Raw genomic sequence first — 24,293 nt, forward strand, 5'->3', positions numbered from 1 at the left:
CGTTGCGGCGCGGGTCTCGTCGAGGGTGTGGTTTGCGATTTCGTTGGCGTGTTCGTTTCGGGCGTGGGCATGTCGGTGGTTGTGCGTCAGTAGTTGTTGCCGTTGCGGCGCGGGTCTCGTCGAGGGTGTGGTTTGCGATTTCGTTGGCGTGTTCGTTTCGGGCGTGGGCATGTCGGTGGTTGTGCGTCAGTAGTTGGTTCCCGTTGCGGCGCGGACCTCGTCGAGGGTGTGGTTTGCGATTTCGTTCGCGCGTTCGTTTCCGGCGCGCAGGACGGTGCGGACGAACTCCGGGTCGCGGGCGAGGTCTGCGCGACGTCGGCGGTGTGCGGCGAAGTAGTCGTTGACCGCGTCGGTGGTGAATTTCTTGAGGGCTCCGGCTCCGGCATCGCCGATATCGGCGGCGAGGGTTTGTTCGTCGATGCCGGTGCAGCGTGCCGCGGTGGTCAGTAGGGCGCAGATGCCGGGGCGGTGTTCGGGGTCGAAGGTGATAGTCCGGTCGGCGTCGGTCTGGGTGCGGCGGATGACGGCGGCGGTTTGGTCGGCGGTCATCGAGAGGGCGATCGCATTGCCGTAGCTTTTCGACATCTTTCGTCCGTCGAGGCCCGGAATTTCGGGAGTCGCGGTCAGCAGAGGTTGCGGCTGCGGGAAGGTGTGGCCGTAGCGTTCGTTGAAGCGGCGGGCGATCACCCTGGTCAATTCGATGTGCGGCAGGTTGTCCTTGCCGACGGGGACCAGATTTCCCTTGCAGAACAGGATGTCGGCGGCCTGATGGACCGGGTAGGTCAGCAGTAGTCCGCTCAATGCGCGCCCTGCCGCGGCGTGTTCGGCCTTGACCGTGGGATTTCGATGTAGTTCGGCCTCGGTGACCAGACTCAGGAAGGGCAACATCAGCTGGTTGAGTGCGGGGACTGCCGAATGGGTGAAGATCGTCGCGCGGTTCGGGTCGACGCCTGCGGCGAGGTAGTCGAGAACGGCGTTGTAGACGTTGTCGCGGACGGGGCCGATGCCGTCGCGGTCGGTGATGACCTGGTAGTCGGCGAGGATGACGAAGGTATCGACGCCGAGATTGTGCAGCCGTACTCGTTCGGCGATCGTCCCGAAGTAGTGGCCGAGATGCAGCGGGCCGGTTGGTCGTTCGCCGGTGAGGACCCGGTATCGGCTGGGATTGGCCGCGATGGCGTCTGCGAGTGCGTCACTGCGGTCGCGGGTGGCGGAGTAGGAATTCAACGTGGGGCTCCTGGACGATCGAGGGCCGTACGAAACCTCGTTCCGCGCAGGAACATTCACGGGCCGCGTACAGCCCGTGGACATGGTTGATCAGGGCTGCTGAGGCAGCCGACGCCAGATCCGTCGAATGGTGATCACCCGTCGAAGATAACAACCGTGACCAGTGGCGTTCAAGGAATTTTCTGCTGGGGCCGGGCGCCGTTGACCAGCCCCAGCAGAGGTTCGGGTCAGCCCGCGGCGGCCGTGCGTGGGTTGGCGCGCTGGACCACGTCGGCGAGCAGGGTATTGAAGCGGTCGGCGGCCTCGATATTGCCGAGGTGGCCGGTCGGCCAGACCTGGTAGTCGGCGAGATGACCCGCTTCGGACAGGGCCTCGACGATCGGGCGGGACATGCGTTCGGGCAGCAGGTGATCCTCCGCGCCCGCGATGACCGTGGTCGGCACCGTCAGGTGCTTCGCGGCGTCGCCCAGGTCCAGGCTGCCGATGGCGGCGGCGTGCAGGCCGCGGGTGAGCGGGCGACACGAGCGGACGATGCCGAGCGCGAAGTCAACCTCGTCACGGGTGGCGGGCTTGGACATCACCCGGGCCTTGAAGACCGCGCTGACCGGCCAGCCGCCCGGCAGCGGAATCGGCGCGCTGAGTGCGGTTTCCGCGATAACGAGCGGCACGCGGACGCTGGCCCCGAGTACGGTCAACGGCCGCTTGGCCACCATGAGCGGCTTGTTGAACAGCGGCAGCAGATCGGTTTCGTAGCGGATATCGCTGGCCGCGGTGTTAGCCATGACGACGGCGCAGGCGCGTCGAGTGACCTGTTCCGGATAGCGAGATGCCCACGCCTGCAAGGTGATTCCACCCATGCTGTGCCCGACGAGGACGGCGCGCTTGCCGAGTGGGACAGCTGCCTCGAGCACGGCTTCGAGGTCGTCGGCCAGCGTCTGTGCGCCCGGGCCGGTGCTGCCGAGGGTGCTCTCGCCGTGGCCGCGCTGATCGTAGGCGAGCACGCGGTAGCGGTCGGCGAAGGCGTTGATCTGCGGATTCCAGTACTCGATGCAGCAGCTCCAGCCGTGGATCAAGACGATGACATCGCCGTCGGCGGGACCGTAGGCATGGACCCTGAGTTTGGCCCCGTCCACGGTGGTTACCGGGATTATCTCGGGGGTGGCGGCGGGCTTGTTGAGCGACGCGGTCCGGTATGTCCGGGACCGAAGTCCGGCACGGTAGGCGGCGGTCAACGGTTCGTCTCCGCGCACTTCAGCCAGCGTCCTCATCGACTTGACCAGCATTTGAGCACTCCTTTGTGTCTGCCGCCACAGTACAGTGCAAGCTGAGTGCTTGCTACTGCTAGCGCTCCCAGTGGCGGAATCCTGGCTCTATCGGGTGGATACCCGAAATTAGGTCGGCCAATAGTCTGTCGTGAAGAAACATGAGCACGAGCCGCTTCTTCTTGGATATCGCCGGTGCCCGAGCCGCCCGTTACCCACGCCGTCGTGCCCTGTCGCCCCCAATCGCGGTCCGACCCACGGTCGCCGGTTCTCGGGCGTCGACGACGGGTGCAGCTGGCGCCAGCCTGCGGCGGCCGAAGCTCGGCTGGAGGCGAGGAAGCCGGCGATAACCTCGGGCATCACCAGGCGGACCGGATCGTCCGGGTGGAAATCTCCGGGACATCGCGGCGATTGGGAGCGCGAACGAAAACGACCACGGATGAACGGTCTCCGGCGTCCATTTCGACCGCGACCGAGCCGGAGAAATCGCTGTCCGGCGTACCAGCGGTCCACCGTGTAGCGGGGACGAGCTGTGGCGGGGGTGGGGCGGCCGCGGCTACCGTTGGTGCTTGTGGAGATGAGGCATGCGGTATCGGTCGCACATCAAGGACCGGAACAGCCGAGGCGTATCGGGCTGCGCGCCATGGGGTGGCCGCTGGTGGCGGCGGGCGTCGGTATCGGAGTCGCGACCCTGCTGCATTTCCGCGATCCGCACGGCGAAGGCTCCTACGGAATCTGCCCGGTGTACGCGCTGACGGGGTTGTATTGCCCCGGCTGCGGCGGCATGCGCGGCATGCACAATCTGACCGACGGCCGAATTCTCGATGCGGTACACAGCAATCTGCTCGTGCTGCCGCTGGTGCTGGCCTTCGTGCTGTGGATCGGTGACTGGTCGATCCGCGCCTGGCGCGGCGAACGGATGCGACTACCTCGGATCAGCCGCACCACGATGTGGCTTTTCTTCGCGCTGCTCATCGGGTATTCGGTGCTGCGAAATACGCCGTGGGGGACCTGGCTCACGCCGGTCTAGCCGTTTTTCAGGAAGGCTTCATATATGAGTGATTCGTTGAAGGAACGCGTGCGGGCGAAACTATTGCGCCAGCTCGAAGAGGACGGCATCCGGGACCAAGAGCAGGACGACCCGCGCGAGATCTCGGTCGGTGCCGATCTGGACGCACTCGACAGCGTCGCCGAAGACGATCCGCTGGTCGAAGAACTCGCGGCGCGCTACCTGGTTTTCTAACGCGAGGTCGAATTAGCCTGCCCACCGGAGGGCGGCAATTGCGGCAGCGGCTCGGAAAGCAACCATGCGTCCCACAGCGACCGTAGCGGCACCAGACTGTAATGGCCGGCCAGATCGGTGAACTCCTCGGTGCTCACCGACGCGTGCCGATAGCGAATCGTCCACTCGCGCAATAGATCCCAGAAGGCAAGCTCCCCGATCTCCAACCGCAGCGCATGCAGGGTGAGCGCGCCGCGCTTGTAGACGCGATCGTCGAACATGCGCTGCGTGCCCGGATCACCCACGATGATGTCCTGCGGCTGCCGGAACAGATTGTGCCGGGCAGCGCGCGCCAGCTGATCGGCGGTCGGCCCGCCCGCTGCCTCCGACCAGATCCACTCGGCATAGCAGGCGAAGCCCTCGTGCAGCCAGATATCACGCCATTGCCGGATGGTCAGGCTATTGCCGAACCACTGGTGCGCGAGTTCATGTGCGACCAGGCGTTCCGCGCCGCGGCGGCCGTCGCAGTGGTTGGCGCCGAAGATGGAAATGCCCTGCGCTTCGATCGGGATCTCCAGCTCGTCATCGGTGATCACGACGGTGTAGGCCTCGAACGGGTATGGGCCGAACTTCTCGGTGAACAGCTCCATCATCTTCGGCTGGCGCTCGAAGTCGTGTTCGAAATTCGCGCGCAGTCGCGGCGGGACCACGGCCTGCATCGGCACCGAACCGCGCGGGCTGCCGATGCGGTGTTTGCGGTACGGCCCGATTTGTATGGTGGCCAGATAGCTCGACATCGGTTCGGGCTGTTCGTAGACCCAGGTGGTCTGGCTGGCCTTGGTCTGCTTGCGCAGCAGGGTGCCGTTGGCCAGCGCGTAGTACGGGGTGTCGGTGGTTATCGAAATCCGGTAGCTGGCTTTGGAACTCGGGTGATCGTCACAGGGGAACCAGGATGCGGCGCCATTGGGCTGACTGGCGACCAAGGCACCCTCGGTCAGTTCCTCCCAGCCGACCTCGCCCCACGGCCCGCGCACCGGCTTCGGTATGCCCGCGTACTGGATGACCAGGCCGAGTACCCCGCCCGCCGGAATCCGCTGCTGCGGGGTGATCACGAGTTTGCCGTGTTGATGGGTGTACTTCGCGGCCTTGCTCCCGTTGACGAAGACCTTGGCGACGGTGAGCGACTGGGACAGGTCGAATGCGAAACGCTCTCGGACGGCGGTAGTCACCGCGGTGATCTCGGCGCGGCCCGCCAGTCGGTTGCTGGCGAGCTTGTAGGTCAGCTCCAGTTCGTACCGCGATACCCGATAGCCGCGATTTCCGTTCTGCGGTAGGTATTCGTCGATGGGCTCTTCGTAGAACTTGGCCCGCATCAGCTGGCCGCTCCGGCCTCGCTCGGCCTCGGCACCGGACTGGACCACGGCGCGATCGGATTGCCCCACCAGCGGGTGGACGGCGGCACGGTGTCACCGCGCATGACCAGCGAGGCAGGGCCGATGGTCGCGCCGGCGCCGATGCTCGCGGCGGGCAGGGCGACGCAGTGCGGTCCGAGGGTAGCGCCCGCGTCCAGGATCACGGTGTCCATGGCCATGATTCGATCGTGGAAAAGGTGGGTCTGCACCACGCAGCCGCGTTCCACGGTCGCGCCGTCACCGAGTGTCACCAGGTCCGCCTCCGGTAGCCAATAGGACTCGCACCATACCCCGCGGCCGATCTTGGCGCCGAGTCCACGAAGCCACAGATTCAGTACGGGGGTGCCGGTCGCGGCGCGCGCGAACCACGGCGCGGCAACGGTTTCGACGAAGGTGTCGGCAACCTCGTTGCGCCATACGAACGAACTCCACAGCGGATGCTCCTCGGCGCGAATTCGCCCGACAAGCAACCACTTCGCGGTGACCGCACTTGCCCCCGCGATCGCACCGGCGGCCATCAGCACCAGACCGCAGAGCAGTCCGGCGACAAAGTATCCGGCCGATTCCGCGATCCAGGCCAGCGTGAACAGCACGCCGAGGCCGATGGCGAAGGTCACGAGCACCGGGAGCAGTCGGCAGGTTTCCACGATGCCGCGGAACACCTTCAGCCGCAGCGGTGGCTCGAAGGTGCGTTCGGTATCGCCGGTTTCGGAGGCGCGGCGCAGTCGCACCGGGGGGCTGCCGAGCCAGGACGAACCGGCCTTGGCCTTGGACGGTGCCGCCGAAAGCACCGCGACCAGGCCGTTTTTCGGCACTCGTCGACCGGGTGCGGTCATACCGGAATTGCCGAGGAAGGCGCGCTTGCCGACCTTCGCATCACCGATGTGCAGCCAGCCGCCGCCGAGTTCGTAGCTGGCGATCATGGTGTCGTCGGCGAGGAATGCACCGTCGGCGACCGTGGTGAATTTCGGTAGCAGCAGCACCGTGGACGCCTCGACGCTCTTACCGACCTTCGCGCCGAGCAGGCGCAGCCACACCGGGGTCAGCAGGCTGGCGTAGAGCGGGAACAGGAAGGTGCGCGCCGAATCCAGCAGCCGCTCGGTGGCCCAGGCCTGCCAGCCGACCCGGCTGCGGACGGGATGATGTCCTTCGATGAGTCCAATGCTGAGCAGCCGGACTGCGATGAGGGTGGCCACGGTGTAGACGGCGAGGCTGAGCAGCGTTGCGACGGGCAGGATGGCGAAACCCTCTGCGAGTGCACCCGCGAGTGTGCGGGCATCGCGAATGAACCAGGCAATGAATGCACCGCCCGCGGCCAAACCGAGAATGGGCATGGCCGCCAATGCCATCGAGGTCACGCCGAAAATCGCGACCCAGTGCGCGGCCCTCGCGGGAGTGTGTGCCGGCCAACGATGCTGGGCCTTACCGACTTTCGTGGCGGGCGAGCCGGCCCACTCCTGTTCGGCCTTCACCTTGCCCGATACCGACGATCCGGCCGCGATCTCCGCATTCTTGCCGATTTTGCTGCCGGGTAACAGGATCGAGCGCGCACCGATCACCGCGCCCGCACCAATGGTGATCGGGCCGATGTGCACCACATCGCCATCGATCCAGTAGCCCGACAGGTCGACCTCGGGCTCGACACTGCAGCCGTCGCCGAGTTCGAGCATGCCGGTGACCGGCGGCAGGCTATGCAGATCGACGCCCTTGCCGATCTTCGCGCCGAGTGCCCGCGCGAAGGGCACCATCCACGGTGCACCGGAGAGACTCTCCGCACCGCTGGCCTCCGAGAGCCGGACCGCCGCCCACAGTCGTAGGTGTTCCGATCCGCCGCGCGCGTAACTGCCGGGCCGCACGCCGCGCAGCAGAATCCGAGCGCCGCTCGCGCAGATCACCATGCGACCGGGCGGTGAGATGAAGATCAGGAAGGCGACCAGCGTCCACCACCAGGACAGATGCGGCAGCCAGGGCAGCGAGCCGGACCAGCCCGCGATATTGCCGACGATGGCCAACCAGGTGAGCCACTGTAGGCCGGTGAGCGTGGTGAGCGGGACGGTGGCCAACACCTGGGCCCATTGGGCGCGCAGTGGCGTCGGGCGCACGATCCGTTCCTCGACAGCGGCGCTCGGCGAGGTCTCATCGAGCAGTTCGGCCAGCGCGCCGAGACGTGGATGGTCGTAGAGATCGGCGACGGTAATGCGCGGATAACGTTCGCGCAGTGCGGTGACCAGCTGTGCCGCCGAGAGCGAGCCGCCGCCGAGGTCGAAGAAGTCGATATCCGGACCGGTGACCTCGGCACCCAGGATCGAATCCCACAGTCCGGCAATCCATTGCTCGGTTTCGGTGAGTTCGCCGGTCACGGTGTCGGTTTCGGAGGTGTTCGGCAGCGGCCACGGCAGGGCATCGCGGTCGACCTTGCCCGAGGTGCGGGTGGGCAGGTCCGAGACGATGGCGAGTCGGGGAACCAGCGGTGCCGGAAGTTGTTCGGCGAGTTGAGCTCTCGCGGCCCTGAGGTCGAAATCGGGTGCGGTGCCGGTCAGGTAGCCCAGCAGGACTTTGTTGCCCGCCTTGGTGGTTCGGATCGCGGCCGCGGCCCCGGTGACGCCGGGTAGGTGCTGTAGGGCATTGTCGAGTTCGCCGAGTTCGATGCGGCGGCCGCCGAGTTTGATCTGATCGTCGGCGCGGCCGAGGAAGATGAGACCAGCGCTGTCTTTGCGCACCAGATCGCCGCTTCGGTAGGCGCGGTCCCAACCGAGTGACGGTAGTGGAGCGTATTTTTCGGCGTCCTTGGCCGGATCGAGGTAGCGGGCCAGGCCGACTCCGCCGATCACGAGTTCACCGGATTCGCCCTCGTCCACCGGGTTTCCGGCGGCGTCGACAACGGCCAGATCCCAGCCGTGCAGCGGCAGTCCGATCCGGACCGGGAAGCTGCCGTCCAGCAGTGCCGCACAAGCAACGACTGTCGCCTCGGTGGGGCCGTAGGTATTCCAGACCTCACGTTCGGTATCTGATTCGCGGCGTTCGCGGGGCCCTATGTGGTCACGCTCCGCTACCTCCTCCGGGCCCGGCGCTCGCGCCGCGGGGCTTCCGGCAAGGCGTTCGGCGAGTTCGGGCGGTACCGCCTCGCCGCCGAAGATCAGCAGCCGGACCGGCTCGAGTGCCTCGGCGGGCCAGGTCGCGGCAAGGGTGGGGACCGTCGAGACGACGCTGATTTCGTGTCGGACCAGCCAGGGACCGAGATCCGCGCCGGTGCGGACCAGGGCGCGCGGTGCCGGGACCAGGCAGGCGCCATTGCGCCAGGCCAGCCACATTTCCTCACACGAAGCATCGAAGGCGACCGAGAGTCCGGCCAGGACCCGGTCGTCCGGACCGATCGGGGCATCCGGCAGGAACAGGCGCGCTTCCGCGTCGACGAAGGCGGCGGCATTGCGGTGGGTGACGGCGACGCCCTTCGGGGTTCCGGTGGATCCGGAGGTGAAGATGATCCAGGCATCGTCGTTGGGTGTGGGACGAACGGTCGATGCCTCGCGGGACTCGGGCCGTTCGACGGCTATCGGCTCGATGCCTGCCGCGGTCACGATCGCGGTGACGCGGGCCTCACCGAAGACGAGTCGGGCGCGTTCCTCCGGGTCATCGGCGTCCACCGGGACGTAGGCCGCACCGGCGAAAAGAATGGCCAGAATAGTGACGTAAAGCTCATGTGTGCCGGACGGCAGGCGCACGCCGACGCGGTCGCCGGGGCGCACACCCGCCGCGGTCAAGCGCACGACTCCGGCGTCGATTTCGGTCAGCAATTCGGTGTAGCTGAGCACTACCCGACCGTCATCGATGGCGGGCGCCTCCGGATGGGCCGCCGCGGTGCTGTTCAGGATGTCGACAAGGGTCCTGGCCTGCGGCGCGAGTGCGCCGCACAGCAAGGGATCGGGTGTGCGGAGCCCGTTCACGGGGTCCGTGCCCGCCGCGGTGTCGACCTGCGGCCGCAGCATCACGTCGTGCCCACCTCTCATAGACCTGCCTAGCGCTTCCTCGTTGTTGTTTCACAGCAGGGTTACCAGTGGGCAAACGCCACGGTGACCAACTTTCTACGGTACCTGCGCCCTATCGCCTCAAACCTCTTCGCCGAGCGCCTTCAGCGCCAGGCGGTGCAGCGTGCGCCGCTCGTCCTCGTCGAGTCGGTACAGCACCCGCTCGGCGGCCTTTTCGATGAGCTCATCGGTCTTGCGGCGCTCGGCGCGCCCGGACTGGGTGATAGACAGCCGGTATTTGCGCCGGTCCATCGAATCGCGGGTGCGGATGACGAATCCGGCCTCCTCCAGGCCGTCGATGAGCCGGACCACCTCGCTGCGGTCGATGCCGAGAGCGGTGGAGACCTGCTGCTGGGACAGATCGTCGAACTCCTCCAGGCAGACCAGCACCCAGTGTTCGCGCAATGACGTGCCCATCTCGGCGTGAACGGCCTTGTGCAGCTTGCCGAGCGCGTACGTCGGGAAGCGGAGCAGGCCGCGAGGGTAAATGTGGTCAGCGGGCATTCGGTAATTATATCTATTGTTGAGGTGCCAGATTGTTGATAACCTCCGCAATCTAGGTTGTCTACAAATAGCGGAGGATCCATGTCGGATACTCGAACGGCCGTCGCCGCCACCGCACCCGCACTCGAACCCATTCCCGCGCGGGTATGGCGGGTGGCCGGTGTGGTGGTCTTCGGCGCCGTCATGAGCATGTTGGACACGTCGCTGGTGAATATCGGGCTGAACTCGATCGCGACGGATCTCGGTGCGGCACTGGACAGTGCCCAGTGGATCGCGAGCGGCTATCTGCTCGCACTCGCCGTCACGCTGCCGCTGTGCGGTTGGCTGGGGCGGCAGTTCGGAATGGACCGGGTCTGGTTGACCGCGCTCGCCGGGTTCACGGTGACATCCGGACTGTGTGCGCTGGCTCCGAATATCGGCTGGCTCATCGGTTTTCGGATCGCGCAGGGCCTGACGGCGGGGCTATTGGTGCCCGCTGGGCAGACGCTGCTCGGTCAGGTCGCGGGACCGCAGCGGCTGGGCCGGGTGATGAGTGTGGTCGGTATCGCGGTGGTCGCCGCACCCGCGATCGGGCCGACCATCGGCGGTGTCATGCTGGCGAATCTGGATTGGGAGTGGTTGTTCCTGATCAATATCCCGTTCGGGCTGGTGGCGTTCGTGCTGGGGCGTCGGGTATTGCCGCGGGCGCAGGCGTCGGGCAACGGCGGCAGATTCGATGCCATCGGGTTCGCATTGATCGGGGTCGGGCTATCGGCGTTGGTTTATGGACTGGGTGAATTCGGTAGTCGCGGTAGCATTTCCGCGCCGACGGTGTCGGTGTCGGTGGTGGTCGGGGTGCTGGCGCTCGGGCTGTTCGTGGCACGGTCGGTGCGCGGTGGGCGCCTGCTCGATGTGGGACTGTTCCGGCATCCGGTATTCGCGACGGCGAATGTGGCGAATTCCTTCGCCGGTGCGTCACTTTTCGGGTCAATGCTGTTGCTGCCGTTGTACTTTCAGGTACTGCATCATGACGGTCTCATCGCGACGGGGTTGCTGCTCATGTCCTTCGGGATCGGTGGCATCATCGCGCTGCCCGTCGGCGGTCGGTTGACAGATCGGTACGGCGGGGGAGTGGTCGCGGTGGTCGGCAGTGCGGTAACCGTAGCGGTCACGGTGCCGTTCGCGCTCGGCGATGCCTCTATGAATCCTGTTGTCGTACAGGTACTTCTGTTGATCCGCGGCATGGCGACCGGCTTGACCGGGGTGCCGATCGTCGCCGCGGCTTACGCCTCGGCGCGGCCCGAGCAGTTGCCCGATGCGGCAGCGTTCGTGAATATTCTGCAGCGGGTCGGCGGGTCGATCGGAGCGGCATTGCTCGCGGTGGTGCTGTACCGTGCGGCCGATGCCGGATTGTCGGTGGATGCCGGATTCCGGCAGGCGTTCTGGTGGCTCACCGCCGCCTCCGTCATTTCGTTGGTAGCGTCGCTATTGCTGTGGCGCAAGGAGATTCAGCCTAAGCTGTGATGCTGTGCGCCGGGTCGGTGGATATCCGGCCCGGCGCGTTACGCGGCCGAGGCGGCGGTCCCGATGCCGAGCGTGGCGAGGATGGCCGCGCTGATCTGCTCGAGCCGATCGCGAACCCGGGGGCGCCGCAACATGGCAACCGCCCGGGACGCCAGCAGGGCCAGCAGGATCATTTCGACGGCGGCAATGGAGCATTCGATGGCCCCGAGCGCGAGGGTGTTCAAAAACGTGACATCGGTGAGGAATTGCGGCAGTACCGCCAGATAGAACAGTCCGACCTTCGGGTTGAACATGCACGACACCAAGCCAGCGGCGAATGCTGAGCGAATCGAGGTCGGAGCCTGTGTGGCCGACTGTCCGGACGTCGCGGCGGTGTCTTGCCTGCGGTGATCGATCAGCGCCCGAATTCCCAAGTACACCAAATAGATTCCGCCGATGACCTTGAGCGTCCGGTAGGCCGTCGCGGATTGCTCCAGCAGTGCGGCGACGCCGGCCGCGACCACGACTGCCCACACGATCCCGCCCAGTGCCGAGCCGATCGCCGCGGCGATGCCGGGTCGCGCGTCCACGATCGAGAATCGCAGCACCAGGAACGAATCCGGGCCGGGCGTAATCGACAGCAGGATGCACAGGCCGACAAAGCTGAGCAACAGGGAGAGCGTCACCTCTCGATCAGACCGCACATCACTCGGCATTGCAAGGTTATTTATTCTACTGCATGTGTATGCAGCCAAGACGCGGTTGACAGGGCGGTGGGACATCTGCCAATCTCGGTTCAGGTCATGAGTACCAGCGTCAAGCCCCGGCTAGCTGGTCGGCAACCCTCCTCCGCGGTGGGGTGCTCCGGGTGACGACCGGGCCGCAGCCCGACCGGGTGCGGCAAGCGCGGACTCGGATGATCACCGGATTTCGGGTCCCAAAGCCGATGGGATTTTGTGATGACCGCTGTAATCGATCAGAGCTGTGCCGCCCTCGCCCGGGTCTCCGGCGACGACCTCCAGGTGCCGCTCGTACAGGGCGGAAAGACCACCTACGCGAATTTCGACTATGCCGCAAGCGCACCGGCATTGGCGCAGGTCACCGATCGGGTGCAGCAGTTGCTGCCGTTCTACGCGAGCGTGCACCGAGGTGCCGGTTACGCTTCGCGGATCTCCACCGAGTGCTATGAGGCCGCGCGCGGTTCGGTCACCCGGTTCCTCGACGCCGCCGACGACCAGGTCGTGGTGTTCACCCGCAACACCACCGATTCGCTGAATCTGCTCGCCGCCTGCGTACCCGGCGACACCGTGGTGCTGGATATCGAACATCATGCGAACTTCCTGCCCTGGACCCGCCACGGCCGTCGCGTCGTCAAGGCCGCGGCGACCGTCGACGAGACGATCCGCCAGCTGATCGCCGAATTGTGCAGTAAGCCAGCCGCATTGCTCGCGGTGACCGGTGCTTCCAATGTGACCGGTGAGGTGCTGCCGCTCGAGCGCCTGGCCACCATCGCACACCAGTGCGGTGCCCGTATCCTGGTAGATGCCGCGCAGCTGGCACCGCACCGTCGAATCAGTCTGCGCTCCACCGGAATCGACTACCTCGCTTTTTCCGGCCACAAGCTCTACGCACCGTTCGGCGCTGGAGTGCTTGTCGGACGCCGGGATTGGCTCGATGCCGCCGAACCGTATCTGGCGGGCGGCGGTGCGGTCCGCGAGGTCACCACCACCAATGCGGAATGGGCGGCCGCGCCGCAGCGTCACGAGGCCGGTTCGCCGAATGTCCTGGGTGCGGCCGCACTCGCCGCCGCATGTGACGCGCTGTGCGCGATCGATCCGAAAACCCTTGCCGTGCACGAGCGACGGCTCGCTGATCGCCTGCGCGCCGGGCTGTCCGAAATTCCCGGTGTCAACCTGCTGCGCATCTGGGACGACAGCCCCGACACCGTCGGCATTGTCGCCTTCACCCTGGACGGATTCATCCCCGGCCACGTCGCGGCCTACCTCTCCGCCGAACACGGAATCGGCATTCGCGACGGCCGCTTCTGCGCCCACCCGCTGCTCGAGCGCCTAGGCCTCGACGGTGCCCTGCGCGCCAGCATCGGCCTCGGCACCAGCTCCGACGATGTGGATCGGCTGGTCGAGGCCATCGCGACTCTGGTCGACAAGGGTGCGTCGTGGAATTACGCCAGCACCGACGGAGTTTGGAATCCGACACCCGAGACCCGCCCCTTCGCCCGCCCCGATTCCACAGATGGTGCCGCGCCCTGCTCGATCGGCTGATCGGATCCCCCTCGGACTTCGCAGCGTTGCCGGGCAGGCGAATCCGCCCGGCCGCGCTCAGTCTTCGAGCGAGGTCGGGCGGTAGTAGCGGCCGCGGTAGTAGAGCAGCGGAGCGGCGCTGGGCTGTTCGTCGGTTCTGTCGTGGACCCGGGTGACCAACCCGACGACGAAGGTGTGATCGCCGATGGGGATCAGCTGTTGGATGGTGGCGCGGATCCAGATGGGCGTGCCGTGCAGCACGGGCTCGCCGGTGTCCAGGGTGGTCCAAAGTGAGCGATCGCTGAAGCGTTGATCGGCGGTGCGGGCGAAGCGCTTGGCCAGCTCGTGCTGATGTTCGCCGAGGAAATGGATCACCACGGAGTCGGCCGCCTGCAATGCCGTCAGGCTCGACGAAGTGTGGGCGATATTGAAGGAGATCAACGGGGGTTCGAGGGACAACGAGGCGAAGGAGGTCGCGGTGAAGCCGACCGGGCCGTTCGCGGAGCCCAGGGTGACAACGGTGACGCCCGCCGGATAGTGCCGCATGGAAGCGCGGTACAGCTCGGCGGTGATACCGCTCAGATCATCGGGAATCTGGATATCCGTAGCGGGGGGTCGAGCTTCGGTCACAGCTGCGCCTCGCTAGCGCTCGGCTGCGCTGCGACCGTTGGTGCGGTGTTGATGGTTCGCGCGCTCACATGACGAAACTACGCCGTGTGCCGGTGTGGCGTTCAATCCACATCAATGGGTAGCCCGGCGGTGATGCGCACGAGTTCGCGAAACGAGGTGCGGAACACGGTATTCGGATGTCCGCCCGCGGCCCAGACCTCCCGGTGTGTGGACAGCGCGTTATCCACCCAGGTCGGCAGGTTGGTGGGATGGCCGACGGGTGCGATGCCGCCGATGGGCTGACCGGTCACTTCCTGCACCATCTCGGCGGGCGCGCGGGTGAGTTTGCCTTCCAGCCGTTCGCCGGTGCGCCCGAGGTCGACCTGGTGTGCGCCGGAAACCAGCAGCAGCACCGGATCATCATCCAGGAGGAACACCAGTGATTTCGTGATGGCGCCCACATCGATGCCGAGTGCACGTGCGGCATCGGCGGCGGTGGGCGTGGGGGCGGGCTGAGTGACGATGACACCATGGTGGCCGCGCGCGATCAGGGTATCCGCGACCCGGCATGCGACTGGTGGAAGCGACCTGCGCATGGAACCAGAGTAGAGCGATTGCGGGCAGTGTGCCGGTTTAGTTCTCAGTCAGTGGTCGGATAGCCAGGCGGGAGAACCACTGCGGCGCACCGGCTTTGCACAGCATTTGCAGGCAGTACGGACTGGTCTGCTGGCCGGGGCACTTCTGCTTTACGCTATACGAATGACTGATTGGCAGGCTTTCGCCGTCGAAACCAAGGATCACATCGGCCAGGTCACGCTGACCGGCCCCGGCAAGGGCAATGCTATGGGTCCGGATTTCTGGCGGGAGCTGCCGGAGATCTTCCGGGAACTGGATGCCGATCCCGAGGTTCGTGCGATTGTGCTCACCGGTTCCGGGAAACATTTCTCCTACGGACTGGACCTGCCCGCGATGGCCGGGACCTTCGGTCCGTTGATGGCGGATAAAGCGTTGGCCGCGCCGCGTACCGACTTCCTCTATGAGGTGCGCCGGATGCAGGCCGCGGTGACCGCGGTGGCCGATTGCCGCAAGCCGGTCATCGCCGCGGTCTCCGGCTGGTGCATCGGCGGCGGGCTGGACCTGATCGCCGCCGCGGATATCCGCTACGCGAGCGCGGATGCGAAGTTCAGCCTGCGCGAGGCGAAGGTCGCGATCGTCGCCGATATCGGCTCGCTGCACCGGCTGCCCGGCATTATCGGCGAGGGGCATCTGCGCGAACTCGCCTACACCGGTAAGGACATCGACGCGGCGCGTGCCGAGAAGATCGGCCTGGTCAACGACGTATTCGCCGATCAGGAGGCGACGCTGGACGCGGCGCATGCCATCGCGCGCGAGATTGCCGCGAATCCGCCGCTGGTGGTGCAGGGTGCCAAGGATGTGCTCGAGCAGCGCACCAAGGACCAGGTGGCGGCCGGGCTGCGCTATGTCTCGGCGTGGAACTCCGCATTCCTGCCGTCGGAGGATCTCACCGAGGCCATCCAGTCGGTGTTCGAGAAGCGAGCTCCGGAGTTCAAGGGCCGGTAAAGGCCGGTTATTCACTTGCCCTAGCCTTTGGTCCGCGCACATACTTGTATCACGCAACTAATTGATTGACGCAAGTAAAGGTGCGAGTCGGGTGGATGAGGACGAGCTGTCGGTCGACGCGATCGCGATGCAGCTCACCCGGCTGCAACGGATCCGGGAGCGGACCGCGGCGCAAATGCGGAGCAAGGACGGCGTGGATCCAGCGGCGTTCGCGGTCCTGTTCCGGCTGCTCTGTGACGGACCGATGCGTTCGGGCGCGCTCGCCGAGGCGGTGCATTCGGACGCGTCGACGGTCAGTCGGCATGTCGCCCACCTCGTCGACCGACATTTGGTGGAACGGCAAGCCGATCGCAACGACGGCCGCGCCACCGTGCTCGTCGTCACCGAACGAGGCCGCGAGATCGCCGAGCGGATACGCAGGCGCAGGCGCGAGAACCTGACCCGGGTGATGGCGGCCTGGACTCCGCAGGACCGTGCCGCATTCGCCGAACTGCTGCGGCAGTTCGTCGACGACTTCGAGCGGGCCAAGCCCGCGATGGTCGCGGCAATCCGCCAGGACCAGCACCAATTCGACCTCGATACGGAGAACGATTCGTGACCGCACCGGCCACCGTGGCGGAGCCCACGGGTTTCACCCACAGACAGATCCTGACCATCATGAGTGGTCTGCTGCTCGGCATGCTGCTCGCGGCGTTGGACCAGACGATCGTCTCCACCGCGATCCGCACCATCGCCGATGATCTCGACGGCTATTCGATGCAGGCGTGGGCGACCACCGCCTACTTGATCACCGCGACGCTCGCGACACCGCTGTACGGCAAGTTGTCCGACATGTTCGGCCGCAAGCCCTTCTTCATGGCCGCGATCTCGATCTTCGTGGTCGGTTCGCTGCTGTGCACGATGGCGCAGTCGATGTACGAGCTCGCGGCGTTCCGCGCATTCCAGGGACTCGGTGCGGGCGGCTTGATGTCGCTGGCGCTGACCATCCTCGGCGATATCGTCAGCCCGCGTGAACGCGCCAAGTATCAGGGCTACTTCCTCGCGGTATTCGGCACCTCCAGTGTGATCGGCCCGGTGCTCGGCGGTGTGCTGGCCGGACAGGACAGCATCCTCGGGATCAGCGGCTGGCGCTGGGTCTTCCTCGTCAACGTGCCGATCGGCCTGATCGCGCTCGGCGTCGTCTCCAAGGTGCTCAAGCTGCCGAAGCGGCCGCATTCCACCGACCGGGTCGACTGGTGGGGTGTGCTCGTGCTGGCGATCGGCCTGGTGCCGCTGCTCATCGTTGCCGAACAGGGTCGCGAATGGGGTTGGGGCAGTGGACGTTCCATCCTCTGTTATGTGATCGGACTGCTCGGTGTCATCGGTTTCGTGCTGGTCGAGAAGTCGATGAAGGATAAGGCGCTGATTCCGCTGCGGATGTTCGCCAATAAGACCTTCGCGCTCGGCGTGGTGATCTCGGTCGTGGTCGGCTCGGCGATGTTCGGCGGTATTTCGCTGCTGCCGCAGTACCTACAGGTGGTGCGCGGATCCAGTCCGACGCTGGCGGGTCTGCAGATGCTGCCGATGGTGCTCGGGATGATGACCGGCTCGATCGTATCCGGTCAGCTGATCTCGCGTACCGGTCGTTACCGGATCTTCCCGCTCATCGGCGCGAGCATGTTGACGCTGGGCCTGTTCCTGCTGCACTTCGTGAATGCCGACAGCCCACTGTGGGTCGCGATGATCTTCATGGCCTGCACCGGATTCGGACTCGGCAATCTCATGCAGCCGCTCACCATAGCGGTGCAGAATGCGTTGCCGCCCAAGGATATGGGCGTCTCCACCGCCGCGGCCACATTCTTCCGGCAGATCGGCGGCACGATGGGTGTCGCGGTATTCCTCTCGATCCTCTTCGCGCAGTTGACGCCGAATATCTCCACGGAGATGAAGTCCGCGGCCACCGATCCGGCGTTCCAACACGCCGTGGTCGAGGCCGCGCACAGCAGCAATCCCGCTGATGCCGCGCTCGCGAAAGGCCTGCTCGCGCAGGATACTTCGGCAGCCAGCGGGGTGCTGAAGGACAGCTCGATCGTGCAGCAGCTGAGTCCGGAGCTGGCGCGGCCGTTCAAGGTCGGGTTCGCCGAGTCGATGTCGACGGTGTTCCTTTGGGTGACCGGTCTCGCGCTGCTCGGTCTGATCCTGGTGCTGTTCTGGAAGGAAGTGCCGTTGCGGACGGTCGGCGGAATCGAGGCGGCCAAGGGTGCGGCGGCGGCCAATGGTGCCGGACCCGATGTCGTGGAGCGCACGGGCCTGTTGACCGCGGGCGGCGAGGCGGTGAGCCCATCTCAGGACGCTTTGGATGAGCTGGCGAAATCCGTGCCGGGCACGGCCGGTTCGACCAACGGTGCCGGACCGAGGACCGGCGGTGCCGGTTCCGCGTGAACCCGGCCGAATCGCGCCCGGTTCCGGCACTTGCCGGGGCCGGGCGCGACCCGTTTCACGGTCTGGATAGAAGCGTTCGCCAGGCAGCGGGGTAGTCCGGTGGCCTCGCCCGGAACGACCCGTACCGCGCCGAGGAAGTTGCGGGCATGGCGTTCGAGAATGAAGATCCATGGTGGAGACGGAGCAGCCGCACCGTGATGCGTATCGGTGCGGCTGCCACGTTCAGCGGTGGGTGGATCTGCTCACCGTGCCCTCAGGAATGAGCGTCGATCTCGTTCACGAGCCACGTGCCCAGTTCCTGGGTCATAGTGGTATGTCCCTCGTTCCTGCTGGCGCAGGCGAAAGCGTCGAGTTCGCTACCGCCGTCGCGGATCTCGCTGTACAGCGCGTCACGGTTGTCGATCTCGCCTGCGGCGACGGCGCTGATGGAGGGAATGAAACACGAGGTGTTGAACTGCAACTCGACCTCGGATCCGAGCAACCCCATAAGTATGGCGGCCATCCCGAAACTGGCTGGGTTGCCCGGCAATACCGGGTTCTCGGGGAACAGGCCGCCGGGAGCGCCATCGATATCGGGCAGTCCGTCGGTGCGGATCTCGATCGGGGGCTGATCTGCCCCGTGCAGGGTGGCCACGGCCTGCTGACCCGGTGCCTGGGTGCGCAGTGTGGCGTCGATCAGCAGGTCGCCGCCACCGCTCACCGCCGTCAGCGCGGGACCGATCCCGTTTCCGTTACCGGTCCTGACCCCGTTGGCGACACCGATCTTGCGGATACCCTGCGGCCATCCACCCACCGCATCCAACTGCTGCAGGAAGGCGCGTCGTTCCAACGCCTGGTCCGGTTGGTCGCCGATCTTGCTGAGGTGCCAGCGAGACATCTGCCGCGCGGCCGGGCTGTTGATCAGGTCGGAGAACTGGCCGAAGATGGGCGAAGTCGCACCCCACTTGTCCTTGAGGAAATGCGCGAAAGCCTGCATCGAGATCGGCAGCCATGCACCACGATGCGGGGTGTCGTAGGACAGGTACATGCTGGTCTCGGGGTCGGGCAGGTCCGGATCGTGCTGCATCTTGGCCAACGCGTAGCGGGTCACCATCCCGCCCATACTGAAACCACCCACCGCCAGTTTCGCTTTACCGGCACGCCTGCGAATGGCGGTCTGGATGCACTCGATGGCTGTGTTCGCGTTGTCCGGGATCGACGCCGCCCGGTTGTCGTAGCCCAGCACGATCACATCCCGGCCGATCGCGTGCAACTCGCTGATGAAGCGGTATCGCCCGTTATTCTCCAGACCGGCCCAGAGCTCGCCGAGGTCACTCGCGCCCAGCGAGAACCCGTCGGCGAGGATGACCGGTTTGGTGAGTTGCCGCTGGTTCAGCGGGCTGTAGTAGACCCATGCGGTTCCACCGCGGAGGGGCCACTCATCGTCTGGCTCCTGCGGCGTGGGATACGCGGCGCGCGCCGCGGGACTGAGCGAACCCCAGATGTTCACAACAGGCATCGTCCTGCTCCTCGACTGGTCGATTGACACGCGGATTCACTGGACTGAGAAGGGCCGGGCACTCAACCGAGCACGCGAGCCTTTCATAGCGTAAAGCTATTTCCTCTCGATGTGGCCCATTCGCTGGTCCCGAAGGCAGTGTCGACTGGTGACATTTTGATGTCGCGTCAGCCCAGCGCCACTATCGTCGACCGCGCCGCCCTACTTCCTGATTCCCGCCACTACGGGGCACTCGTCACCGTCCATGCCGATGGCAGCCCGCGGCCGGTAACCTGCGGACCGGATCAGCAGTGCGAATCGTCGTTTCCACCTACCTCCGGGCGCGCCGACATCCGCCGTGAGCCGCGCGTCTCGATCTGTGTGCTCTCCGACGATTCAGCGACGCCGAGGTGTAGGTCGATGGTCGAGTCGCGGTGCTCGGTATGCCCTCTCGCGCTCGACGCCCTCGTGCGCCCGTCGATGTCGTCGAACACCTCGGCGAACCACCTCGCAACATCGTTTGTTCACCACCAATCGCCCCTGCGTCGAGGTGATGATGTCGTATTCCAAGTCATCGAAGCTCAGCGTGCCCATCGAATCGAGTTGCGCTGAGTTAGAGTCGAATTCGTGACCTCGCTCGACACATCGGCGCTGCGCAAAGCATTGCTGACTGAGACCGATCTGCTCGCCGACCTTTACCGGTCCGCCGACCCGAAGACGCCGATACCGACCTGCCCGGACTGGACCCTGTCGAACCTGATCGCGCACGTCGGCGGTGGAAACCGTTGGGCCGCAGCGATGATTGCCGACCGGGCCACCGAATTCCTGGAATTCCAGCAGGTTCCCGATATCCGTCGGCCACGTGACTTGGACGAGGCAGACCGTTGGCTGCGAGCCGGCGCCCGAGCGGTGATCGACAACATCGACACAGTCGGTTCCGATGTCCCGGTCTGGACGCCGTTCGGCTCCCCGCGCCCGGCCGAATGGTGGGTGCGCCGACGCCTGCACGAGGCGACCGCGCACCGCGCCGACGCCCTGCTCGCCCTGGACCGCGAGGTGGCCATCGCCCCCGAACTCGGCGCCGATGGACTGTCGGAGTTTCTCGAGATCGTCGAGCGAGGCCCGCGCTTCGAAACACCGCTCGACGAAGGCACCAGCCTGCGATTGCGCGCCATCGATACCGATGACGCCTGGACGATCCTCCGATCCGGCGACACGATCACCAGCGGCGACAGCGAGGCACCGGCATCGTTGACGGTGAAGGGCACCGCCGTGGATCTGTATCTCCTGTTGCTGCGCCGGATCCCAGCCGACAGCCCACGGCTCGAGACCTCCGGAGACCTGTCCGTGCTCGCGACCTGGCTCGAACGCATCAAATTCTGAACCTGGCCGCGGGTGCCGGTTGTGGGGATGTTCAGTGGCGGGTGCGGAGGTATTCGTCGTGTTCGCGGTCTTCGCGGTGGTAGCGCTGGGTGAGGGTGGTGAGGCGGTGGATTTCGGCGGCCATGGCATGGGGTTCGATGGGTTTGGCGATGATGGGGTCGCCGGTTTTCACGTAGTAGCGGCCGTCGGGGTAGTCCATCCACCAGAAACCGCGGGACGGGGTGGGGCGGGCGTCGAGGGCCGGGCCGGGGCAGATGGTTATTTCGCCGAAGGCGGAGCGGGGGCGCTGGAAGATGCGGTCCAGTTGGTCGATGGGGCCGACGTCGTGGGCGCGGCGGATGTGGCGCTCGCGCTCGGCGGCGATTTCCGCGCGGCGGATCTCCAGCGGTGGGTGGGCGCCGGGTCCGCACGCCGGTAGCGCGGCCACCGCGAGTCGGGCGACGCGCTCTGCGGCGCAATAGGTTACGAGAATATCGCCGCCGGTGTCCGGACTCGAGCCGGGGAATTGTTGCAGCGCTGCCCCGGCCTGAGCGCGGACCGCGCCGTGGAACCGGTAGGCACGCAAAACATCGGCACCTCCGAAACCCTTCGACTCGACACGGACATCCGGCTCGAGCAGAACCTCGATGGCACGTTCGAGCTCGGGCGAGTACTTGGCCAGCAGGGAATCGACGGCGGCCTCGCGGTGCCGCTTCAGCTCATCGAAGTCGGCGATGTCGGTGCGATAGTGCAGCGGATAGGGCAAGCGGTCGCGACCGTATGCGGCCCAGAGGATTTCGAACTCCAGACCCGTGAGCCTGTGACTACCCGTCCCATCCACACGCCCGCCCGCCGTCCCGCTGCCCATACCCACTCCGCCGCCTTCATCAATTGTCATTCTCTGCGCTCACCCCTCCACTGCTCAGCCTCGCTCACGCTCATCGCGTGCATCGATCCGTTTGCCGCGCATGGGCCGCTGCCGCGCACGGACGCGTGCGGCGTGCGTGTTGTCTGGGTTGGGCTGCTGGTGCGCACCGGTTTGTGTGGCGCGCATGTTTTGCCTGGCGAATTCGTGCGTGGCGTGCGAATTGGTGCGCGGCGGTGGGGTGTTGGGTGCGTTGTTGGTGGGGCGGGGTTAGTAGGCGGGGTCACTGGTGGGGGGTTCGCCGATTACTGGGGGGACGGTTTTGGGGTGGGAGTTCAGGCCGGTGAGTTCTTCGCCGTGTTCGGCGGTGATGAGGTAGTCGGGGACGCCCTTCTTGCGGTCGTCGTCGTTGCCCTTGCTCTGCCCGGGCGCACCCATGCCCGACATGCCGGAGCGGCCCGTTGTTCCGGTGCTCTGGCGGGTGGTCGCGGCGGCCGTGGTTGTGGTGGTCGCGGGTGTGCCTGCGACGGTGTGGCCGGGGCTGCCCTGAGTGGTGCCGGGGAGGCCGGTACTGGTCGGGCGGCCGGTGCTGGTTCCGATGCCGGGTGTGTTGAGGCTCGGGGTGGATGTGCTCGGGGTGGATGAGCTCGGGGTCGCGGTGGTGGTGGAAGCGGATGGCGTTGTCGCGGTTGTGCTTTGAGGGATGGTGCTGGCGGGGGTGGTGGCATCCGGTGTTGTCGTCGACGGGGTCGTGGATTGTTCGGTGCCTGTCGGTTTGCCCGAATCCTGGCCCTGGTTGCCCGAGCCGTCCGAACCGTCGCCACCGGTACCCGAGGAGCCGTCGTCGGGACCCGAAGATCCTTGCGCACCACCGGCATCGCGGCCTGGAGTGACCGGGCCGGGGCCGTCGACGATCGTCGGCGCGGTGGGCATGTAGGGGAGGCCGACATCGGTCTGCCCCGCGACCTGACCGTAAACCGTGCGCAGGATTCTGCGCCCCTCCTGCTCGGCCTCGGTGCTGGTGTATTCGTCGGTCTTCATGACGCCGTCTTTGGGCAGCGTCTTGCCGGCGATATCCGGGCGTTCGGTCAGACCCGGCATCAACGCCTGGGTCTGCTCCAGACCTGTCTTCATTTCCGCGAGCTTCAGGCTGGTCAGCGTGGCTGCCTGCGCGAGCGGAACGGACTTGTCGTAGTAGTTGTTCACTGCCGTGGAGGCTGCCTGCGCTGCGGCACCGGTCCATCCGGTGTGGCCGTTCTGACCGGTGATGGTGCGACCGAATTCGCGCTTGAAGACCTCGAAGGTGCCGGTCAGGTCCGCGCCGATATTCGCCCACATGGTGACCGCGTCATCGACGAGTTTCGGCTTCATCGCCGAGACGGCGGTCTGCATTTGCTCGAGGGTGAGATGGTCGTAGCTGTCCGGAGTCGTGATGTGCGGCGGTTGCGTCTCGCCGTCGAAACCGTTGTAACCCGACTCGGTTTTGTAGATCCAGTCGCGGTCCCGGTTCCATTGCTCTTGGGTCTCGATGACCCGGCGCTGGTAGTCCTCGTAGGTCATTCCGGAGTCACCTGCTCGAACTGGGAGGCGCGGGCTTGGTCTTGCGCGACGAAGTTAGCGATCGCCTGCGCCACAACCTGTTTCACGGTTTCAACTGAGTCGATGTGCTGCTTGATCACGGTATCCAGGGACCGTTCGGTCCCGCTGGCGGTTTCTGAGAATTTCTTCTCAAGAATCTGACCTGAATTGAAGGTTCCGAACCCTGTGACACGGCTGATGAACCGAATGTTGTCGAGCGCTGTGTTCAGCCGGTCGAGGTGATCATCACAGACTTTGTCCAAGCCCTTTCCGACCTCTGGGTCCAGAGACAGCTCACCGGCATTCGCCCTGTCGAGCAAGCGTTTCCATTGGTCAGGATCAACACCGTTGATCATTCCCCCTCCTCATCGCGCAGGCAGATACTTCTCCAGGGCTTCGCCGAGACGGCGCACTTCGCCACAGGGTTCGCCGGCACTGGCACCGGCAGAGCCATACCGGTTCAGCACACTGAAATCGACCATCCCGTGGGGCACCTCGACACTGAGCCAGCAACCGAGGTCGTGCGAACTTCCGACGCTGCGATACTGGAGCGCTTGACGCGAACCGACGGTCGTTGACTCGAAGTCCGTGTAGTCGGAACGCTGCCGGCTCTCTTCCAGCGTGTGGTCTGACGACAAGACGCCGAGCGTGTACGTCTTCGGCACCGATTGCCAGCTGCATACCTTCCAGCCAGTCGGGTCGACTCCGGCGACTTTGGTGTCCTTGCTGGCGGCGTTCAGTCCGAGGGCGGAGATCGCGGAATCGGGTATGTCGCAGGGATTCCAGATAGCTGCTTCGGGGTCTTTCGATGTAGTCGCAGCGGCTGTCGTGCTTGCCGATGCTTTCGTGCTGCTCAGCGGCGGCGCGCTATCCCCTGAGTTGTCATTGCATCCAACAAGCGCCAGCGCCGCGCCGAGGATCAGGGCCGCAGCGCGCGGCATCTTCGCTGTACCGACCATCTGCGAACCCCTTCGCTGCCACCCGTCCCGAGGGGCCCCGCGCATC

Annotated in this window: 21 protein-coding genes and 1 riboswitch; of the genes, 8 read left to right on the forward strand and 13 right to left on the reverse strand. The window is 65.7% G+C overall.

Going from position 1 to position 24,293, the window contains the following annotated elements; all coding sequences use genetic code 11:
• Positions 1-186: 186 nt before the first annotated feature.
• Positions 187-1,227 (reverse strand): tryptophan--tRNA ligase, encoded by a 1,041-nt coding sequence (gene trpS, locus ACIBJI_RS31585; protein ID WP_396957780.1) that lies wholly within the window; start codon positions 1,225-1,227, stop codon positions 187-189.
• Between the two features lie 227 nt (positions 1,228-1,454).
• Entirely contained in the window at positions 1,455-2,510 is a 1,056-nt protein-coding gene (locus ACIBJI_RS31590) for an alpha/beta fold hydrolase (protein ID WP_364354047.1), read from the reverse strand.
• A 556-nt stretch (positions 2,511-3,066) separates the two neighbouring features.
• On the opposite strand from ACIBJI_RS31590, the gene ACIBJI_RS31595 reads away from it, so the two are divergent.
• Positions 3,067-3,519: a DUF2752 domain-containing protein gene (locus ACIBJI_RS31595; protein ID WP_364354239.1), complete on the forward strand. Its 453-nt coding sequence runs from the start codon at positions 3,067-3,069 to the stop codon at positions 3,517-3,519.
• Between the two features lie 24 nt (positions 3,520-3,543).
• Complete coding sequence (locus tag ACIBJI_RS31600) at positions 3,544-3,732, forward strand: hypothetical protein (protein ID WP_364354044.1); 189 nt, start codon at positions 3,544-3,546, stop codon at positions 3,730-3,732.
• Here ACIBJI_RS31600 and ACIBJI_RS31605 read toward each other — a convergent pair.
• The 3 genes from ACIBJI_RS31605 to ACIBJI_RS31615 all read right to left on the reverse strand — a co-directional run bounded on the left by ACIBJI_RS31605 (position 3,729) and on the right by ACIBJI_RS31615 (position 9,652).
• On the reverse strand, positions 3,729-5,084 hold the full coding sequence (locus tag ACIBJI_RS31605; RefSeq protein ID WP_364354041.1) for a M1 family metallopeptidase: 1,356 nt from the start codon (positions 5,082-5,084) through the stop codon (positions 3,729-3,731). The two genes, ACIBJI_RS31600 and ACIBJI_RS31605, sit on opposite strands and share 4 nt — an antisense overlap.
• A complete protein-coding gene (locus ACIBJI_RS31610) occupies positions 5,084-9,109 on the reverse strand; it encodes a Pls/PosA family non-ribosomal peptide synthetase (RefSeq protein WP_396958006.1) in 4,026 nt (1,341 codons plus the stop codon). The genes ACIBJI_RS31605 and ACIBJI_RS31610 overlap by 1 nt, the downstream gene beginning before the upstream one ends.
• Before the next feature lie 120 nt (positions 9,110-9,229).
• Positions 9,230-9,652, reverse strand: a complete 423-nt coding sequence (locus tag ACIBJI_RS31615) for a MarR family transcriptional regulator (protein WP_364354035.1) — start codon at positions 9,650-9,652, stop codon at positions 9,230-9,232.
• A gap of 81 nt (positions 9,653-9,733) precedes the next feature.
• Here ACIBJI_RS31615 and ACIBJI_RS31620 point away from each other — a divergent pair, with 81 nt between their 5' ends.
• The gene (locus ACIBJI_RS31620; protein ID WP_396957777.1) at positions 9,734-11,155 is read left to right on the forward strand and encodes a DHA2 family efflux MFS transporter permease subunit; all 1,422 of its coding nucleotides are present in this window, start codon (positions 9,734-9,736) and stop codon (positions 11,153-11,155) included.
• A gap of 38 nt (positions 11,156-11,193) precedes the next feature.
• Here ACIBJI_RS31620 and ACIBJI_RS31625 read toward each other — a convergent pair whose 3' ends face one another.
• Positions 11,194-11,820, reverse strand: a complete 627-nt coding sequence (locus tag ACIBJI_RS31625; protein WP_396957776.1) for a LysE family translocator — start codon at positions 11,818-11,820, stop codon at positions 11,194-11,196.
• 113 nt (positions 11,821-11,933) lie between these two features.
• A riboswitch (SAM riboswitch) is annotated at positions 11,934-12,047 on the forward strand.
• 46 nt (positions 12,048-12,093) lie between these two features.
• Between ACIBJI_RS31625 and ACIBJI_RS31630 the strand changes: the two genes are divergently transcribed.
• Positions 12,094-13,416, forward strand: a complete 1,323-nt coding sequence (locus ACIBJI_RS31630) for an aminotransferase class V-fold PLP-dependent enzyme (RefSeq protein ID WP_364354026.1) — start codon at positions 12,094-12,096, stop codon at positions 13,414-13,416.
• 57 nt (positions 13,417-13,473) lie between these two features.
• On the opposite strand, the gene ACIBJI_RS31635 is transcribed toward ACIBJI_RS31630, so the two are convergent.
• Both ACIBJI_RS31635 and ACIBJI_RS31640 read right to left on the reverse strand, forming a co-directional pair.
• The gene (locus ACIBJI_RS31635) at positions 13,474-14,025 is read right to left on the reverse strand and encodes a flavin reductase family protein (protein ID WP_364354023.1); all 552 of its coding nucleotides are present in this window, start codon (positions 14,023-14,025) and stop codon (positions 13,474-13,476) included.
• A gap of 101 nt (positions 14,026-14,126) precedes the next feature.
• The gene (locus ACIBJI_RS31640; RefSeq protein ID WP_364354020.1) at positions 14,127-14,600 is read right to left on the reverse strand and encodes a YbaK/EbsC family protein; all 474 of its coding nucleotides are present in this window, start codon (positions 14,598-14,600) and stop codon (positions 14,127-14,129) included.
• A gap of 163 nt (positions 14,601-14,763) precedes the next feature.
• Between ACIBJI_RS31640 and ACIBJI_RS31645 the strand changes: the two genes are divergently transcribed.
• The 3 genes from ACIBJI_RS31645 to ACIBJI_RS31655 all read left to right on the forward strand — a co-directional run bounded on the left by ACIBJI_RS31645 (position 14,764) and on the right by ACIBJI_RS31655 (position 18,006).
• Positions 14,764-15,585: a crotonase/enoyl-CoA hydratase family protein gene (locus ACIBJI_RS31645; RefSeq protein ID WP_396957773.1), complete on the forward strand. Its 822-nt coding sequence runs from the start codon at positions 14,764-14,766 to the stop codon at positions 15,583-15,585.
• A gap of 91 nt (positions 15,586-15,676) precedes the next feature.
• Entirely contained in the window at positions 15,677-16,183 is a 507-nt protein-coding gene (locus ACIBJI_RS31650) for a MarR family transcriptional regulator (RefSeq protein ID WP_364354014.1), read from the forward strand.
• Between the two features lie 59 nt (positions 16,184-16,242).
• Entirely contained in the window at positions 16,243-18,006 is a 1,764-nt protein-coding gene (locus tag ACIBJI_RS31655) for an MDR family MFS transporter (protein WP_364354236.1), read from the forward strand.
• A gap of 253 nt (positions 18,007-18,259) precedes the next feature.
• On the opposite strand, the gene ACIBJI_RS31660 is transcribed toward ACIBJI_RS31655, so the two are convergent.
• On the reverse strand, positions 18,260-19,504 hold the full coding sequence (locus tag ACIBJI_RS31660) for an esterase/lipase family protein (protein WP_397087013.1): 1,245 nt from the start codon (positions 19,502-19,504) through the stop codon (positions 18,260-18,262).
• A 606-nt stretch (positions 19,505-20,110) separates the two neighbouring features.
• On the opposite strand from ACIBJI_RS31660, the gene ACIBJI_RS31665 reads away from it, so the two are divergent.
• Positions 20,111-20,866, forward strand: coding sequence for a maleylpyruvate isomerase family mycothiol-dependent enzyme (locus tag ACIBJI_RS31665; protein ID WP_397087015.1), 756 nt, complete (start codon positions 20,111-20,113; stop codon positions 20,864-20,866).
• Positions 20,867-20,897: 31 nt separating this feature from the next.
• On the opposite strand, the gene ACIBJI_RS31670 is transcribed toward ACIBJI_RS31665, so the two are convergent.
• The 4 genes from ACIBJI_RS31670 to ACIBJI_RS31685 form a co-directional block, all read right to left on the reverse strand.
• Entirely contained in the window at positions 20,898-21,743 is an 846-nt protein-coding gene (locus ACIBJI_RS31670; RefSeq protein ID WP_397087017.1) for an ESX secretion-associated protein EspG, read from the reverse strand.
• A gap of 237 nt (positions 21,744-21,980) precedes the next feature.
• Positions 21,981-23,270: a hypothetical protein gene (locus ACIBJI_RS31675; protein WP_397087019.1), complete on the reverse strand. Its 1,290-nt coding sequence runs from the start codon at positions 23,268-23,270 to the stop codon at positions 21,981-21,983.
• Complete coding sequence (locus ACIBJI_RS31680; protein ID WP_396957771.1) at positions 23,267-23,644, reverse strand: hypothetical protein; 378 nt, start codon at positions 23,642-23,644, stop codon at positions 23,267-23,269. Before ACIBJI_RS31680 ends, ACIBJI_RS31675 begins: the two co-directional genes overlap by 4 nt.
• Positions 23,645-23,653: 9 nt before the next feature.
• Positions 23,654-24,247: a DUF3558 domain-containing protein gene (locus ACIBJI_RS31685; protein WP_396957770.1), complete on the reverse strand. Its 594-nt coding sequence runs from the start codon at positions 24,245-24,247 to the stop codon at positions 23,654-23,656.
• Positions 24,248-24,293 lie beyond the last annotated feature (46 nt).

The sequence above is a fragment of the Nocardia sp. NPDC050408 genome (genome assembly GCF_044458905.1).
Classification (GTDB): Bacteria; Actinomycetota; Actinomycetes; order Mycobacteriales; family Mycobacteriaceae; genus Nocardia.